The sequence below is a fragment of the Labilithrix sp. genome, assembly GCA_019637155.1.
Lineage (GTDB): Bacteria > Myxococcota_A > Polyangia > Polyangiales > Polyangiaceae > Labilithrix.
This window is the reverse complement of the sequence record JAHBWE010000012.1, coordinates 238,381-253,012: the sequence shown is the minus strand read 5'-3', so window position 1 is coordinate 253,012 and position 14,632 is coordinate 238,381. Positions and strand designations below refer to the sequence as shown.

The following is a 14,632-nucleotide window of genomic DNA, read 5'->3' as shown; positions in this document are numbered from 1 at the left end:
GGTCAGTCGTGCTCCTCGGCGAGCGCGAGCTCATCGGGGGTCGGGGTGGCGTCGATGCCGGCGGCGGCGAGCGTGGCGCGGAGCGAGGCGAGCGCGCGATGCAAGGTCACCCGCGTCGCGTTCGGGGTCATCCCGACGAGCGGCGCGATCTCGGCGGGGGCGAGCTCGCCGTCGAGGAAGAGCGTCGCGACGGCGCGCTGCTTGAGCGAGAGCTTCGCGAGCTCCTCTTCGACGATGCGCATCGCCTCGCCGAGCACCGCCTCCGACTCGGGCGTCTTCTGCGTGCGCGGCGCGAGCATCGGCCGTGCGAAGCGGAGGAGCCGCTGCTTCAGGCCGAGGCAGTGGTGGAGGACGACGCGATGGAGCCAGGTCCCGATCGCCGCGCGCGGCTCCCACGCCGGCGCGGCGAGATGGAGCTTGAGGAAGGCCTCCTGCACCGCCTCGCGCGCTTCGTTCGGATCGAGCACGATGCCGTAGGCGAGGCGATAGAGGCGGGCGCGATGCGTGTCGTAGAGGACGGCGAACGCGCGCTCGTCGCCGGCGGCGGCACGCGCGACGAGCACGGCGTCTTCCTCCGCGCGCGAACGAGGCGCGTCTGCCGTGACCGTCATCACATCCCCTTGAAGCCCGATCGTTCCGGATCATTACATGCGCGATTCCGGTTAGGCTCGCCCGCAATGACGACCAAGCTCGATACGTACGTCTCCAGCGGAAGCTTTGCAGCAGACATCGAGAGGTTCTATCCGGACAGGCCCGTCAGCCAGGCGGCGCCGGGCGTGAGGCCGGAGCAGCTCGAGAAGCTCCCGGCCTCGGTGAAGAAGGAGCTCCTGGCCCTCGATGCGCTGGCGCGCGCGGGCAAGGTCCCAGCCCTGGGCAAGAACCCAGGGCTGCGCGTGGGCTTCTTCGACTTCGGGTATTCGCTCGCCGAAGACCTCGGCGACGAGCTCGAGGAGGTCTTCGAGGATGGCGGGAAGCCCCTCGAGCTGGCGCGTACGGCGATCGGCCTCGCCGACAACGGAGGCGGGGTCATGTTCTGTCTCCTCGAGGACGGCACCGTCGCCGGTCTTTCGATGGAGTCATTTCATTCGTGGCAGTGGTACCGCTTCGACGACCTCGGCACGTTCTGCTGGGTCCTGCTCCACGGCACGGCGGTCGGAGACGACAAGTACCCGGTGGAGGACTTCAAGGCGAAGGTCGCCGAGCTCGACTGCGCCCTCACGGCGAAGGTGTTGCTCCCGTTCTCGAAAGAGATCCTGCCGCCGCTCCCGGAGCACTTGGAAGACATGCCGGCATGGCTCCAGTAGCCGCTCAGGGCCGGTAGGCCTTGTGCCACGTCTCGCGGTAGCGCACGACCTCGCGGTCCCAGCGCGCGTCGTCCCAGCCGAGCTCGGGCTGGACGATCGCGCGGATCTCCTTCTCGAGCCCGAGCCCGCCGTCGGGCAAGAGGAGCCCGAGCCGCACGCGGCGGAGGAGCAAGTCGGAGAGGTTCACGACGCCCTCGTTCCGCGCGGCGTGGCGGAGCTCGCTATAGTACGCGATCGTCCCGGGGATCTTCGTCGCGCCCTCCTTGTCGCCGGTGATGGCGGGGAGCTCGGCGCCGAAGCGGCCGACGAGACGGAGCTTGTCCTCGTCGCTCATCGCGCTCGGCCAGTCGACGTCCTCCGGGTTCGCCTCCAGCACGCGCGTGCGCTCCTCTAGCGGGCCGAGCTCGGCCTCCGCCGCTTCGAGCGCCTCGCGCGCCATGACCGCGAAGGTCGTGAGCTTGCCGCCCGTGATCGTGAGGAGGCCGTCCTCGTTCCAGATCGCGTGCTCGCGCGACTCCTTCGACGGATCGCTCTTGCCCGTCCCGATGACGGGCCGCACGCCCGACCACGTCGAGATGACGTCCTGGGGCGCGAGCTCGAGGCCGGGGAACGCCTTCTGCGCCGCCTCGAGGAGGTACTCGCGCTCCTGATCGCTGATCGCCGGCTCCTCGTGGAGGTCGCCGTGATCGACGTCGGTCGTGCCGAGGATGGTGACGCCCTCCCACGGGATCGCGAACACCGCGCGTTGATCGCGCGGGTGGAGGAGGCTCACCGCCTCGGCGAGGGGGAAACGCGTCGCGTCGAAGGTGAGGTGGCTCCCGCGGATCTTGCGGAGGCGCTTCTCCTGGCCGACCTCGGCGCGGAGCTCGTCGGCCCACGCGCCGGTCGCGTTGATGACGACCTTGGCCTTCACCTCCGCGGTGCGCGCGCCGTTCGCGACGTCGCGCAGGACGACGCCGCGGACCTTGCCGTCCTCGGTGCGGAGGAGCTTTTCGGCCTTCACGTAGTTGATCGCGGTGCCGCCCTGCTTCACCGCCTCGCGGATGACGCGCAACGTGAGCCGCGAGTCGTCGGTCTGCGCGTCGAAGTAGCGATAGCCGCCGGTCACGGCGGAGCCGTCGAGCGCGGGGAGACGCTCGATGATGGCCTTCTTCGACTGGCGCTCGTGCGCCCACTTCCACGCGAGCGCGTCGTACATCGCGAGGCCGACGCCGTACATCCACTTCGGCATCTGATCGCCGGGGAAGGCGGTGAGCGAGAACGCGAGCGGGTTCACGAGGCCGACGCCTTCGTTCATCAAGCGCTCGCGCTCGCGCACCGACTTGCGCGTCACGAGGAACTGACCCTGGCGCAGGTAGCGGAGGCCGCCGTGCACGAGCTTGGTCGAGCGGCTCGACGTGCCGGAGGAGAAGTCCTGCGCCTCGACGAGCAGCACCGACTTCCCGTGGCGGACCGCCTCACCGAGGATGCCGGCGCCGGTGATGCCGCCGCCGACGACGATGAGGTCCCATTCCTGATCCAGCCGGCTCCAGACCTCGTCGCGGTATCCCTGACGCCACATCTTCGGGCGTAGACGCTACTCGACCTCGGGCCGACTTGATAGGCTCCGGACCCCATGACGCTCTCCGAGAACACGCAGCCCATCAGTCAGCCCGTCATCCTCGGGCCCGTCGCGGAGCTCGGACAGACGCTGATGAAGATGCGCCAGGCGGCGCGGAAGAGCGGCCCCCCCGACTACGACCAGCGGATCGAGCACCTCGACAAGCTCGAGGCGGCGATCCTCGCGCGGAAGAACGACCTCGCGAAGGCGGTGTCGATGGACTACGGCAGCCGCTCGCGCCACGAGACGCTCGCGGCGGAGATCCTCCTCGTCATCAACGAGATCAAGCACGTCCGCACCCACCTCCACGAGTGGATGGAGACGGAGCCGCGCGAGGTCTCGTGGATGTTCCTCCCCGGCCGCGCCGAGGTCGTGATGCAGCCGGTCGGCGTCGTCGGCATCGTCTCGCCGTGGAACTACCCGCTCCAGCTCTCGCTCGCTCCGCTCGTCGGCGCGCTCGGCGCGGGCTGCCGCGTGATGATCAAGCCGAGCGAGATCGCGGGCGACGCGGCGGCGGCGATCAAGCAGCTCGTCGCCGACACGTTCGCGCCCGATCACGTCACCGTCGTCACCGGCGGCGCCGACGTCGCGGAGGCGTTCACGCACCTGCCGCTCGATCACCTCGTCTTCACCGGCTCGCCGCGCCTCGGCAAGATCGTCATGCGCGCGGCGGCGGAGAACCTCGTCCCGGTCACGCTCGAGCTCGGCGGCAAGTCGCCCGCGATCGTCGGCGAGGGCTACTCGCTCCAGCAGGCGGCGCAGAAGATCATGTTCGGCAAGTGCTTCAACGCGGGGCAGACCTGCGTCGCGCCCGACTACGCGATCCTGCCGAAGGGCCGCGTTGACGCGTTCGTCGAGGAGTGCCGCCTCGCGGTGAACCAGATGTTCCCGCGCCTCGGCCAGAACTCGGACTACACGACCATCATCAACGACGCGCACTACGAGCGCCTCGCGGGCTACATCAAGAACGCGCGCGACCGCGGCGCGAAGATCATCGAGCTCAACCCGATGAAGGAGGAGCTCGACCCGAACTCGCGCAAGATGGCGCCGATCATCCTCCTCCACGTGAAGGACGAGATGGACGTGATGCAGGAGGAGATCTTCGGGCCGATCCTCCCGATCTTCACGTACGAGAAGCTCGAGGAGGCGATCAACTACGTCAACGATCACCCGCGGCCGCTCGCGCTCTACTACTTCGACAACAACCAGCGCCGCATCGACAAGGTGCTGCGCGAGACGGTGAGCGGCGGCGTCACCGTCAACGACGTGATGCTCCACGTCGCGCAGCCCGACCTGCCTTTCGGCGGCGCGGGCCCGAGCGGCGTCGGCCACTACCACGGCCGCGAGGGCTTCGAGACGTTCACGAAGAAGAAGCCGGTCTTCTACCAGAGCCGCATCAGCGCGACCTCGATGCTGCGCCCGCCCTACGCCGAGCGCATCGACTGGGTGTTGAAGCAGCTCCTCGGAAAGTGACACGCTTATGGACACAACACACAACAGTGACAGGGGATAGAATTGAATTGCGCTGACTACTATCGAAACTTGTATAGGCGGCAAGGCGAGATACTCGAGTTATCGTGCGCGTCGCCAGATTTTGTTGCCCAGGCCGAATCGCATCAATTCTTGTCGGACATGCAGCTGTGGATTGACGTTCTGGCCGATCGAGACGAATCGCTCCTTTTGAAGAAAGCGCAGGCCGAATTCCAGGTCGCGCTAAGCCTCCTCTCGATCGGTAGCTATCGATACGCATTTGTTGCACTTCGCTCGTGTCTCGAATTGGCGCTGACGGGCGTGCAGCACTCGGCCCACGCGCTCTGGCACTCTCAGTGGAAGGCTGGTCGGCGCGATATCGTCTGGGCATCGCTCTCCGACGACAGCGATGGCGTTCTGAGCCCCACGTACGCGAAGGAGTTTGCGCCTGGTCTAGAGTCTGAAACTCGTCATGTCGCAGCGATCGCGAAGAGCGCGTACCGTCAATGCTCCGAGTTCGTTCATGGCAATCTAGCCGTGGACGAGTTGGTATCGAATGTCTATGTGTTCTCACAGAACTCGTTCAAGCGATGGCACGAGGTGGCAGAGAATGTGCAGTTCGTTATCGTGTTCGCTCTGGCCATGCGGTTTCTATCACGACTGGACTCTACGCAACTCGCTGTCCTTGAGCAATGTCTAATCGAACGACTTGGTCATCTGACAGTCGTTCGAGAGTTCCTGAGTCAAACTCCGGGGGTGAGTTGAGATGGACTTCTTCTACCGGACCGAGGATATTAAGCCGGACGAGATTGAACAATACTTTGTCGAAACTGCGCAGGATAGGAAGATTATAAATCTGCTTAAGCAGCAGAATCCATTGGTGTTGGTCGGCAGTCGCGGTGTTGGAAAGTCGTTTCTACTGCGGATAGCTCAAAGTGAACTGCTGCGGGAGATTTTGCGTGCGCGAGTTCTTCCGGTGTATGTGACATTTAATCGAAGTTCGCTAATTCAGACGGCTGATCCAGAGCAATTTCAACATTGGATGATGGCTCGCTTGTGTCATTTTTTACTTCGCGCCATCAAAAAGACTGGGAAGATGGTTGATGCCCCTCCCTCCCTTGGACTTATTGCCGGCGGAATGCTTGACAAACAGACCGGTTCCAGCCGCATCGAGAGCATCATGGAGGCGTTCGAATACTCCTACAAGCAACCCGGGAAGGCGGTGGATGCTGCGGGGATTCCGACGATTGATGGCTTTCTGGAGACGGTTGAGGATCTGTGCGAGGCGCTCGACTTGGCTCGAGTGTCATTCCTTATCGATGAGGCAGCACACGTGTTGCTTCCTGCGCAGCAGCGCCAGTTCTTTACCTTGTTTCGGGATCTTCGAAGTCCGTTTGTCTCGTGCAATGCCGCCGTGTACCCGGGGCTGACGTCCTACGGAGATACGTTTCAGCCATCTCACGATGCAACCGTTGTCGGACTGGAACGTGATGTGCTCTCGCCAGAGTATGTTGCGAATATGCGTGAAATCGTCGAGAAACAGGCTCAGCAAGATGGGGATGCGACACTGCTGCGGACGATGGCTCAGAACGCAGAGAATTTTGCCGTTCTAGCCTACGCGGCGTCAGGGAATCCGCGCATCATGCTAAAGACGGTTGCAAAGGCTCCAAAGTTGAATAGTACTCAGGTGAACGAGGTCGTTCGGGAATACTACCGTACTGATATCTGGGCTGATCATTCTGCGCTTGCCGATGCGTTTCCGGGGCATAAGGCGTACATCGACTGGGGGCGTCGTTTTATCGAGGACTCGGTTCTTCCTGAGGTGAAAAAGAAGAATGATCAGAATCTTGCTTCCGATCGAAGTACGTCTTGTTACTTCTGGATTCATCGGGATGCGCCACAGGCAATCAAAGAGTCTCTGAGGTTGCTTGCGTATACGGGACTCGTTAGTGAGCACGCGACCGGTATTCGTGCTACTCGTGCTGAGATTGGTACGCGGTACGCCGTCAATCTTGGATGCGTTCTTGCGCTGGAAGCTACGCCGAATACGACCGGTGTCGGGGTGGCGCGCAATCTTACGCCGAAACGCATGACGGAGTTCGGTGCGAATCATCCAAGCTATAAGGATCTCGTCTCGGCGAACCCCTCTTTTGTTCCCGCTGAGCCGGCGGCAATGTTGCAAAAGCAGCTTGGGTACTCGCTTAATGTTCTCGATATTCCTGAGTGGCAGAAGGACGGTCTGCGTGGGCTCGGGCTAAAGACCCTCGGAGACGTCCTTGGCGCGACAGAGGAGACGTTCAAACGCATCTTTATGGTTGGGGAGAAACGCTCCCGACGGATTCAAAGTGCGGCCGTGGAAGCTGTTTTCGAGTACCTTTCGGGCTGATCGAGACGCTCATGAAGATCTTTGCGGACGCAGCGGAAGCGATCAAACTCGTCCAGAGTGGGCAGCGTGTGTTCGTCCATGGCAGCGCGGCAACGCCGTCGTCGCTCCTCGCGGCGCTCCTCGATCGCGCCGGCGAGATCACGAAGATCGAGCTCGTCGCGATCAGCACGCTCGGCGCGCTCGACTGGGATCGGCCGAACGTCCGCGATCACGTCTTCCTGAACTCGCTCTTCGTCTCGGCGAACGTGCGCGCCTGGGTCGACGGGCACGGCGCCGACTACACGCCGGTGTTCCTCAGCGAGATCCCCACCCTCTTCCGCGAAGGTTACCTCCCGATCGACGTCGCGCTCCTGCAGGTGTCGCCGCCCGACGCGCACGGCTACTGCTCGCTCGGCACCTCCGTCGACGCGGCCCTCGCGGCGATGGGGATGGCGAAGACGATCATCGTGCAGATCAACCCGCGCATGCCGCGGACGCTCGGCGACAGCCACCTCCACGTGTCGCGCATCACCGCCGCGATCGAGGAGACGCGCGAGCTCCCCGAGGTCAGCTACGCGGCCGAGGCCGACGCGGCGACGGAGGCGATCGGGCGCGCGGTGGCGGCGCTCGTGGAGGACGGCTCCACCCTGCAGATGGGCATCGGCTCGATCCCGGACGCGGTGCTCCGCTTCCTCGTCGATCACAAGGACCTCGGGATCCACACCGAGATGTTCAGCGATGGCGTCGTGCCGCTCGTGGAGCGCGGCGTCATCACGAACTCGCAGAAGAAGGTGGAGCGCGGGAAGATCGTGACGACGTTCGTGCTCGGCACGCGCAAGGTCTACGACTTCGTCGACGACAACCCCGCCGTCGCCTTCCGCGACGTCTCGTGGGTCAACGACACCTCCGTCATCCGCAAGAACCAGAAGGTGGTCGCGATCAACAGCGCGATCCAGATCGACCTCACCGGCCAGGTCTGCGCCGACTCGATCGGGACGCACCAGTACTCCGGCATCGGCGGGCAGATGGACTTCATGCGCGGCGCGTCGCTCTCGCCGGGCGGCAAGCCGATCATCGCGCTGCCTTCCACGACGAGGAAGGGGATCTCGCGCATCGTCCCGACGCTGAACGTCGGCGCCGGCGTCGTCACGACGCGCGGTCACGTGCAGTACGTCGTGACCGAGCACGGCGTCGCGAACCTGTACGGCAAGGGCCTGCAGGAGCGCGCGCGCCTCCTCATCGGCCTCGCCGCGCCGGAGCATCGCGAGGCGCTCGAGCGCGCCTACCGCGAGCGCTTCGGGGCGCGGTAGCGTCTCGGATCTCGTCGCTCAGATCTCGCTCGGGCGGCAGACCTTGCCCTTGCGGTCGTCGCAGGCGAACTTCTTCTGGCAGAAGTCGGCGGGGAGGACGCCGCCGGTGCGGGCGGCGACGGTCTTGAGCTCCTCGAGCATCTCCGGCGGCATCGAGCAGACGTTGCCGCGGATCGCGTGCTCCTGGAAGTCGTACCACTGGCCGTTCACGCCGCCTTCCCACTTCATGTCCGGCGGGAGGTCCTTGCCGTCCGGCGTCGTCGTCGCGACCCACGAGCCGAACATCGCGACGTTGGTCGTCTGCTTCGCGACGGCGGGACGCGACGCGCCCACGTCGGTCGGGTAGTCGACGTCGATCCACTGGCCCTCGTACTGATCGAAGTCGGTGATGACCTTGACCTTCGCGGTGGTGGTCGGCTCGTACGCGTAGTTGCCCTTGTAGACCTTCCGCATGTTGATGCCGATCACGTGCGCGAGCTCGACGACGTGCTCGCCCATCATGCGGTTGCAGCCGCTGCTCACGTCGCCGCGGCGGAGGTACCAGACGTTCATGCCGCCGCGCTCGGCCGCCTGATCCGTGATCGGGCCGTGGAACGCGATGCCGTCGTTGTAGCCGAGGAACGGGAAGCCGCCCCACGTCACGAAGTGGTTGCCCTGCGAGACCGTGTACGCGTTGCCGTTCGGGCGGTAGGGCTTCGCATGGTAGAACGAGTACGTCCTCGGCTGGGAGTCGGCCTTGCCCGCCATCGCCGTCGCGATCGGGTAGACGATGTCGAGCTGCGTGCGGCCGCCGGCGGCCTTCGTCTTCACGTGCGGCAGCTCCGGGATCCGCGCGCCGGCGGGGAGGAAGCCGGTAACGCGGACGGTGTGCCCTTCGAGCGACGTCGTGATGCTCGGGTTCTCGAGCGCCGGGAGCGGCCCGCTGTAAAACCAGTGGTCGGAGCCGCGCCCGTTCGACTGGAGCTGGCCCTCGTCGGCCGCGGGAGCGTCGTCGTCCGTCTCGGCGGCGCAGGCGACGGCGGAGAGACCAAGGGCGAGGGCGAGGAGGGCGAGGCGGCTCATGGTGTTGCGCAGCCTTCTGCGCAAGTTGTGCCATGCCTACCTTGGCGGCAGATCGCCTGAAAAGTGCGGGTTTGTCCTACACGCTGGATCCTGAAACGTCCGCTGCCCCTGGATCTATCGTCTGGGGATGCAAATGCATCAGGAGGTCCTCGACGTTTCGACCCGGGGCCGGGGCTTCGTCGATCTCTCCGAGCGCGTCCAGGCGGTGATCGCGAAAGCGGGCGTGAAGACGGGCCTCTGCACGGTCTTCGTCCAGCACACGAGCGCGTCGCTCGTCATCCAGGAGAACGCGGACCCGGCCGTGCGGCGGGACATGCAGGCGTGGATCGACCGCGTCGCGCCCGAAGACGAGCGCGCCTACGAGCACGACGACGAGGGCCCCGACGACATGCCCTCGCACCTCCGCGCGACCATCACGAAGACGAGCGAGACGATCCCCATCACGAAGGGACGCCTCGCCCTGGGCACCTGGCAAGCCCTCTACCTCTGGGAGCACCGCCGCGCCGCTCACACGCGGCGCGTCGTGGTGCACGTGCAGGGTCTTTAGCTCAGTCGCGGAGCGGGCGGCCCTGGGCGTCGGGGACCTTGCCCATCAGCATCAGGATGCCGTCGATGAGCGGCCAGATCCCGCACGTCAGCCAGCCGAGGAGGAGCTGCGCGACGCCGAGGCCGATGTGGCCGGTGTAGAAGCGGCCGACACCGCAGATGCCGACGAACGGCAGGAGGATGTTGAGGAGGCCCGCGACCATCTTCGACTTGTCCGAGTACGGCATGCCCGTCATCGGGTCGACGCCGAACGGCGCCTGCTGCATCGGTCCACCCATCATCGGCGCCATGCCCATGCCGGGCGGCGGAGGCGGAGGACCATAGCCTCCGGGCGGAGGGCCGTAGCCGCCGGGAGGCGGTGCGCCGTATCCACCGGGCGGAGGGGCGTTCGGGGGGTAGTTCATGCTGTCGTGCTCCTGCTCCTGTGAGGTCCAGCGAGCGTAGAGATTCTGACGGCCAGCGCAAGAGGAGGAGGCGCGGTCCGTTCGCGGCCATCAGGGCATGACGGAGAAGGGCCGACGTGGCCGCAGACCTACCTCATCGGGCGCGCGGTACTCCGCGATCCGTTTCGTCAGCCACGCACCCACGAGCGCGACCACGCCGAGGTCGTCGAGCCAGCCGATGAGCGGGACGTCGGGGATGAGGTCCACCGGCATGACGACGTAGAGCACCGCGAACACCGCGAGGAGCTTGCCGAAAATCGACGCCTCCCCGTCACGGAGGTAGCGCCAGAGCGCCGTCGTCCAACCAAGCCTCTTGAGCGAGCGACTCATCGCGCCCAACGTAAGGACGCCTTCCCCGTTTCGGAAGCGGGCCGCCCTCGTTCTCTCCGCCTGAGCTACTCGACGACGAGGAAGGTCGCGCGGCCGACGAGCTGGCCGTCTTGCGTCTCGACGTCCACCGACCAGTCGCCGACGAGGTTCTTCGGGAGGTCGCGGCCGGTGAGGCCGGAGCGGAGGCGGACGGTGCCGGCGGGGCCGTCGACCTTCGACGTCGTCTCCGTCGCGCGGTGGACCTCGTGGCCGTTGTGGCGCCAGACGTGGAGGAGGCGGTCGCCCTTGCCGCCGGGGACGACGACGTCGGTGATCGCGATGAGCTTGTCGATCGCGCTCGGATGCAGCTCGCGCACGACCATCGCGAGGCGCCCGTCCGAGAGGACCATCGGACCCACCGCGCCCTTCGCGACGTACATCGGGACGGGCGGGATCGCGGGGCGCGCGTAGTACGCGCCGGCGACCGCGCCGCCGGTCGAGAGGACGAAGAGGATGATCCAGATGCGCTCCTTCAGCATCGCGAGGCTGAAGTGGATCGACCAGAACGCGACGGACGCGATGCCGACCGCGATGAGCAGCGAGTAGAGCGTGCGCGTGTCGGGGAAGAGCGCGGGCACGACGAGGTTGAGGCAGCCGAAGAGCGCGACGGCGTGGAACACCGAGGCGAGCGCGCGGAACTTGAAGACGACGCGATCGAAGACGATGTCCATCGTCGACAAGAACGCGCAGACGCCGAGGAGGACGACGAACCACGCGTTGGGCGTCCAGAACGTCGTCGACTTCCAATAGAAGGGGAGGAGGAAGAAGAGCATCCCCTGGTAGAGGTTCTTCAGCGCGTACGTCATCGCGAAGAAGCGGACGCGATGTTTGGTCGAGCCGGCGAGCGCGGCGTTCGCCTGGCCCTTGCCGGAGCCGTGGATGCGGAAGAAGAGGACGACGAGCATCCACGCCGCGCCGATCGAGACCGCGAGCCAGCGCGCGTGGTCGAAGCCCTTCTGCGCGAACACGACGACGCTGACGCCGAGGCCGAGCGCGTAGGCCGAGTGGAGCCACCAGAGCTTCCGCCCGTGCTGCTTGAGGAACGCCTTCAGCTTGTCGCGAGGCGACGGCGCGTACGGGACGGGGTCGACGACGCGAACGGACACCCCGGAAGCATATACGATGACGCGCCATGATCACCGTGCACCACCTCGAGAAGTCACGTTCGCATCGCGTCCTCTGGCTCCTCGAGGAGCTCGGCGTCCCCTACGAGATGAAGACGTACGCGCGGGACCCGAAGACGCTCCTCGCTCCGCCCGTGCTCGCGGAGGTCCATCCCCTCGGCAAGTCGCCCGTCGTCGTCGACGGCGAGAGCACGGTGGCGGAGTCGGCCGCGATCCTCGAGTACCTCGTCGATCGCCACGGCGAGGGCCGGTTGGTCCCGAAGCCGGGGACGCCGGAGCACCTGAAATACCGGTACTGGATGCACTACGCGGAGGGGTCCGCGATGTCGCCGCTCCTCTTGAAGCTCGTCTTCAGCGAGATCAAGCGCAAGGCGCCGTGGCCGGTGAAGCCGATCGCGAAGGCGATCGCGAACCAGGTCCTCTCCACCTTCGTCGATCCGAACCTCGCGACCCACTTCGGCTGGGTCGAGTCCCAGCTCGCGAAGAGCCCCTGGTTCGCGGGGGAGGAGATGACGATCGCCGACATACAGATGAGCTACCCGGTCGAGGGCAGCTTCGTCCGCTCGGACCTCGGCGACCGCCCGAAGACGCGCGCCTGGCTCGATCGCGTCCAGGCCCGCCCCGCCTACCAGCGCGCGCTCGAGAAGGGCGGTCCCATGTTTGTCTGATTTGGCTTGTTTAACGAATTGGCCTGATTCGTCTCCGCCCAGCCGCAGTCGACGTAGACCGGCGCCGAGACGCCGTCGTTCACGCGGACGTGCACGAGCGCGCAGGTGCCGGGGACGGAGAGCCGCGTCGTCGCGCCGTCCTCCGCCGTCGCGGCGACGGCGCCGTTCACGAAATACGTCGCCTCGCCGCCGTGCGATCGCGCCTCCACCGCGCCGCGCGCGCTCGTGATCGCGGCGCCGGCCGCGTGGAACGCCCCGCCCGCGCCGCGGACCTCCAGCGTGCACGCGTCCGGGGAGCGCACGCACGTGCGTCCGGCGACGAGGCCGGCGCGGATCGCGGCCGGCGTGCGCTCGGTCGCGAGGACCCACGTCGTCGGGCGAAGCCAGCCGCCGTGGGAGTCGGAGCCGCCGACGGGCGTGACCCGTCGCTGCTCGGCGCGCGCGAGGCGCTGGACGAGGTGCGTCGCCTGGCGCAGCTCCCAGTCCGGGTCGCCGGCGAACCAGCGATCGCGGACGTGGCCGATGCTCTCGTTCCACGTCTCGATCGCGTTCGCGTGCCGCGTGAGCCACGCGATCTCGGAGGGGACCGGCGCGCTCGAGAAGCCCCGCCAGGTGAGGTCGTAGTGGAGCTCCGCGATCGGCGCGCGCGGCAGCGGCTCGAGGAAAGGATGGTTGATCGTCGCGAGGCCGCCCTTCGCCTGCCACGCCTCGAAGAAGAGCTCGGGCCGTCGCTCCAGCGAGGCGAGGGGGACCTCGTCGAGCACCGCGTCGACGTCGCCGAACGAGAGCCCGAGGTGACCGTAGCGATAGTCGGTGTACTCCATGCCCGGGAGGAGGAGCGGCCCCGTCGGCTGGGAGAGCTGCGCGATCTTCGCGCCGAGGACCTGCTGCGTCGCGCGCACCCACTCGCGCTGCTCGGGATCGAGGAAGAAGCGCGACGGGACGTGCGGCGTGAGCACGACGAAGTCGAGGCCTTCCTCGAGCGCGAGCCGGTACGTGTCGGTGAGCTCGCGCGACACGTGGTACGCCGCGTCGGGCGGGCGCACGTGGCAGTGCATGTCGCCGGCGAGGACCTGGTAGGGCCCGACGGCGCGGCGCTCGCGCGGGAGGCGACGCGCGCTCGACATCGCGAAGTCGACGACCTGGAACTTGCTGCATCCCGTGAGCGCTAGGCAAGACGCGAGCGCCACGACGAGCGCGCGCTTCATCGGATGCGGCGGACGATGCGCTCGATCCCGTCGCGGAAGTCCGGCTCGGGGGTGAGGAGGCTCAGGACGAGATGGGCGCCGCTCATGTCGAAGAAGTAACCGGGATGCACGTAGACCCCGTCCTCGCGGAGGAGCGTGAGCGCCCATTCTTCGTCGCTCATCGTCGCCGGCACGCGCCAGGTGACGTACCAGCCTGCTTCGACGTCGAGCTGCGTGACGAGGTCGTGCTTCGCGGCGGCGGCGCGCGCGACGGCGAGGTTGTCCTTGGTCCGCCGCCGGATCGCGTCGGCGGTGAGCTCGCCGGCGTGGAGGAGCTCGGGGAGCGCGTGCTGGACCGGCGCGCCGACGGAGAGGTACGCGTCGAGGACGAGCTCGAGCCGCGCGAGCGCTTCGTTGACGCGCGCGGGATCGCCGCCGGCCGCGATCCAGCCGAGCTTCATCTGCGGGAGCGCGGCGAGCTTCGAGAGGCCGGAGAGCGCGAAGACGAGGCCCTCCTTCGCGTGGACCACCGTCGCGAGGCGATCGGAGCGTCGCGTCGCGAGCGGGTACGACGCGAACACCTCGTCGCTGATCACGGGGAGCTCGTGCGCGAGCATCGCGTCGAGCTCGTGCGCCGAGAGGTACTGGCCGGTCGGGTTGTTCGGCGCGACGGCGACGATCGCGCGCGTCTTCGGTCCGACCGCGCGCGCGAGCGCCTCGACGTCGACGTGCCAGCTCCCGGCGTAGACGAGGGGGTAGCGGCGGAGGGTGATGCCTTCGAAGGAGGCGAGCCAGTCGAGGAGCGGGTAGCTCGGGGAGGGGACGAGGACCTCGTCGCCCGGATCGCAGAACGCCTTGAAGAGCACGGCGTAGGCCTCGCTCGTGCTCGCGGTGATCGCGACGCGCGCGGGATCGATCCCGAGGCGCTTGGCGACGACCTCGCGTGCGCTCGCGAGCCCGAGCGGCTGCGGCTCGTAGACGAGCGCGGCGCGTTGATCGAGCGCGCTCAGGATCGCGGCTTGATCGTAGGGGAGTCCCGCCGTGGTCGGGTTCGACGCGGTGAGGTCGAGGAAGCGGGCCTCGGCGCGCGCGCTCGCCAGCGCGAGGGTGAGCGCGTTCGTCTCGGTGGAGCCGACCTGGGAGCGGCGGGAGAAGGTCACTTGCGTCGAAGGAGAGCTTAGCGA

The 14,632-nt window shown here is 66.8% G+C and carries 15 protein-coding genes; 7 read left to right on the top strand and 8 right to left on the bottom strand.

What is annotated here, in order from left to right; translation table 11 throughout:
• Positions 1–2: 2 nt before the first annotated feature.
• Complete coding sequence (locus tag KF837_25970; protein ID MBX3230793.1) at positions 3–611, bottom strand: sigma-70 family RNA polymerase sigma factor; 609 nt, start codon at positions 609–611, stop codon at positions 3–5.
• Between the two features lie 66 nt (positions 612–677).
• Between KF837_25970 and KF837_25965 the strand changes: the two genes are divergently transcribed.
• Positions 678–1,304 (top strand): hypothetical protein, encoded by a 627-nt coding sequence (locus KF837_25965; GenBank protein ID MBX3230792.1) that lies wholly within the window; start codon positions 678–680, stop codon positions 1,302–1,304.
• Between the two features lie 4 nt (positions 1,305–1,308).
• On the opposite strand, the gene KF837_25960 is transcribed toward KF837_25965, so the two are convergent.
• Complete coding sequence (locus KF837_25960; protein MBX3230791.1) at positions 1,309–2,865, bottom strand: glycerol-3-phosphate dehydrogenase/oxidase; 1,557 nt, start codon at positions 2,863–2,865, stop codon at positions 1,309–1,311.
• A 54-nt stretch (positions 2,866–2,919) separates the two neighbouring features.
• On the opposite strand from KF837_25960, the gene KF837_25955 reads away from it, so the two are divergent.
• From KF837_25955 to KF837_25940, 4 genes are all read left to right on the top strand, one after another.
• A complete protein-coding gene (locus KF837_25955; protein MBX3230790.1) occupies positions 2,920–4,377 on the top strand; it encodes a coniferyl aldehyde dehydrogenase in 1,458 nt (485 codons plus the stop codon).
• A 150-nt stretch (positions 4,378–4,527) separates the two neighbouring features.
• On the top strand, positions 4,528–5,139 hold the full coding sequence (locus KF837_25950; GenBank protein MBX3230789.1) for a hypothetical protein: 612 nt from the start codon (positions 4,528–4,530) through the stop codon (positions 5,137–5,139).
• Between the two features lies 1 nt (position 5,140).
• Positions 5,141–6,760, top strand: a complete 1,620-nt coding sequence (locus KF837_25945; protein MBX3230788.1) for a hypothetical protein — start codon at positions 5,141–5,143, stop codon at positions 6,758–6,760.
• Positions 6,761–6,771: 11 nt separating this feature from the next.
• Positions 6,772–8,049, top strand: coding sequence for an acetyl-CoA hydrolase/transferase family protein (locus tag KF837_25940; GenBank protein ID MBX3230787.1), 1,278 nt, complete (start codon positions 6,772–6,774; stop codon positions 8,047–8,049).
• Between the two features lie 18 nt (positions 8,050–8,067).
• On the opposite strand, the gene KF837_25935 is transcribed toward KF837_25940, so the two are convergent.
• Positions 8,068–9,111, bottom strand: a complete 1,044-nt coding sequence (locus tag KF837_25935; GenBank protein MBX3230786.1) for a hypothetical protein — start codon at positions 9,109–9,111, stop codon at positions 8,068–8,070.
• 127 nt (positions 9,112–9,238) lie between these two features.
• Between KF837_25935 and KF837_25930 the strand changes: the two genes are divergently transcribed.
• Positions 9,239–9,658, top strand: a complete 420-nt coding sequence (locus KF837_25930; GenBank protein ID MBX3230785.1) for a secondary thiamine-phosphate synthase enzyme YjbQ — start codon at positions 9,239–9,241, stop codon at positions 9,656–9,658.
• A gap of 1 nt (position 9,659) precedes the next feature.
• Here KF837_25930 and KF837_25925 read toward each other — a convergent pair whose 3' ends face one another.
• From KF837_25925 to KF837_25915, 3 genes are all read right to left on the bottom strand, one after another.
• Entirely contained in the window at positions 9,660–10,061 is a 402-nt protein-coding gene (locus tag KF837_25925; GenBank protein ID MBX3230784.1) for a TM2 domain-containing protein, read from the bottom strand.
• Positions 10,062–10,151: 90 nt separating this feature from the next.
• Positions 10,152–10,430 carry a DUF1232 domain-containing protein gene (locus KF837_25920; protein MBX3230783.1) on the bottom strand — a complete coding sequence of 93 codons (279 nt, stop codon included), beginning with the start codon at positions 10,428–10,430 and terminating at the stop codon, positions 10,152–10,154.
• Positions 10,431–10,495: 65 nt separating this feature from the next.
• Positions 10,496–11,593 (bottom strand): DUF2914 domain-containing protein, encoded by a 1,098-nt coding sequence (locus KF837_25915; protein MBX3230782.1) that lies wholly within the window; start codon positions 11,591–11,593, stop codon positions 10,496–10,498.
• Positions 11,594–11,601: 8 nt separating this feature from the next.
• On the opposite strand from KF837_25915, the gene KF837_25910 reads away from it, so the two are divergent.
• A complete protein-coding gene (locus KF837_25910; protein MBX3230781.1) occupies positions 11,602–12,261 on the top strand; it encodes a glutathione S-transferase in 660 nt (219 codons plus the stop codon).
• Here KF837_25910 and KF837_25905 read toward each other — a convergent pair.
• Positions 12,219–13,469, bottom strand: a complete 1,251-nt coding sequence (locus tag KF837_25905; protein MBX3230780.1) for a CehA/McbA family metallohydrolase — start codon at positions 13,467–13,469, stop codon at positions 12,219–12,221. The genes KF837_25910 and KF837_25905 overlap by 43 nt on opposite strands.
• Positions 13,466–14,608 carry a pyridoxal phosphate-dependent aminotransferase gene (locus tag KF837_25900; protein ID MBX3230779.1) on the bottom strand — a complete coding sequence of 381 codons (1,143 nt, stop codon included), beginning with the start codon at positions 14,606–14,608 and terminating at the stop codon, positions 13,466–13,468. The genes KF837_25905 and KF837_25900 overlap by 4 nt, the downstream gene beginning before the upstream one ends.
• Between the last annotated feature and the right edge of the window lie 24 nt (positions 14,609–14,632).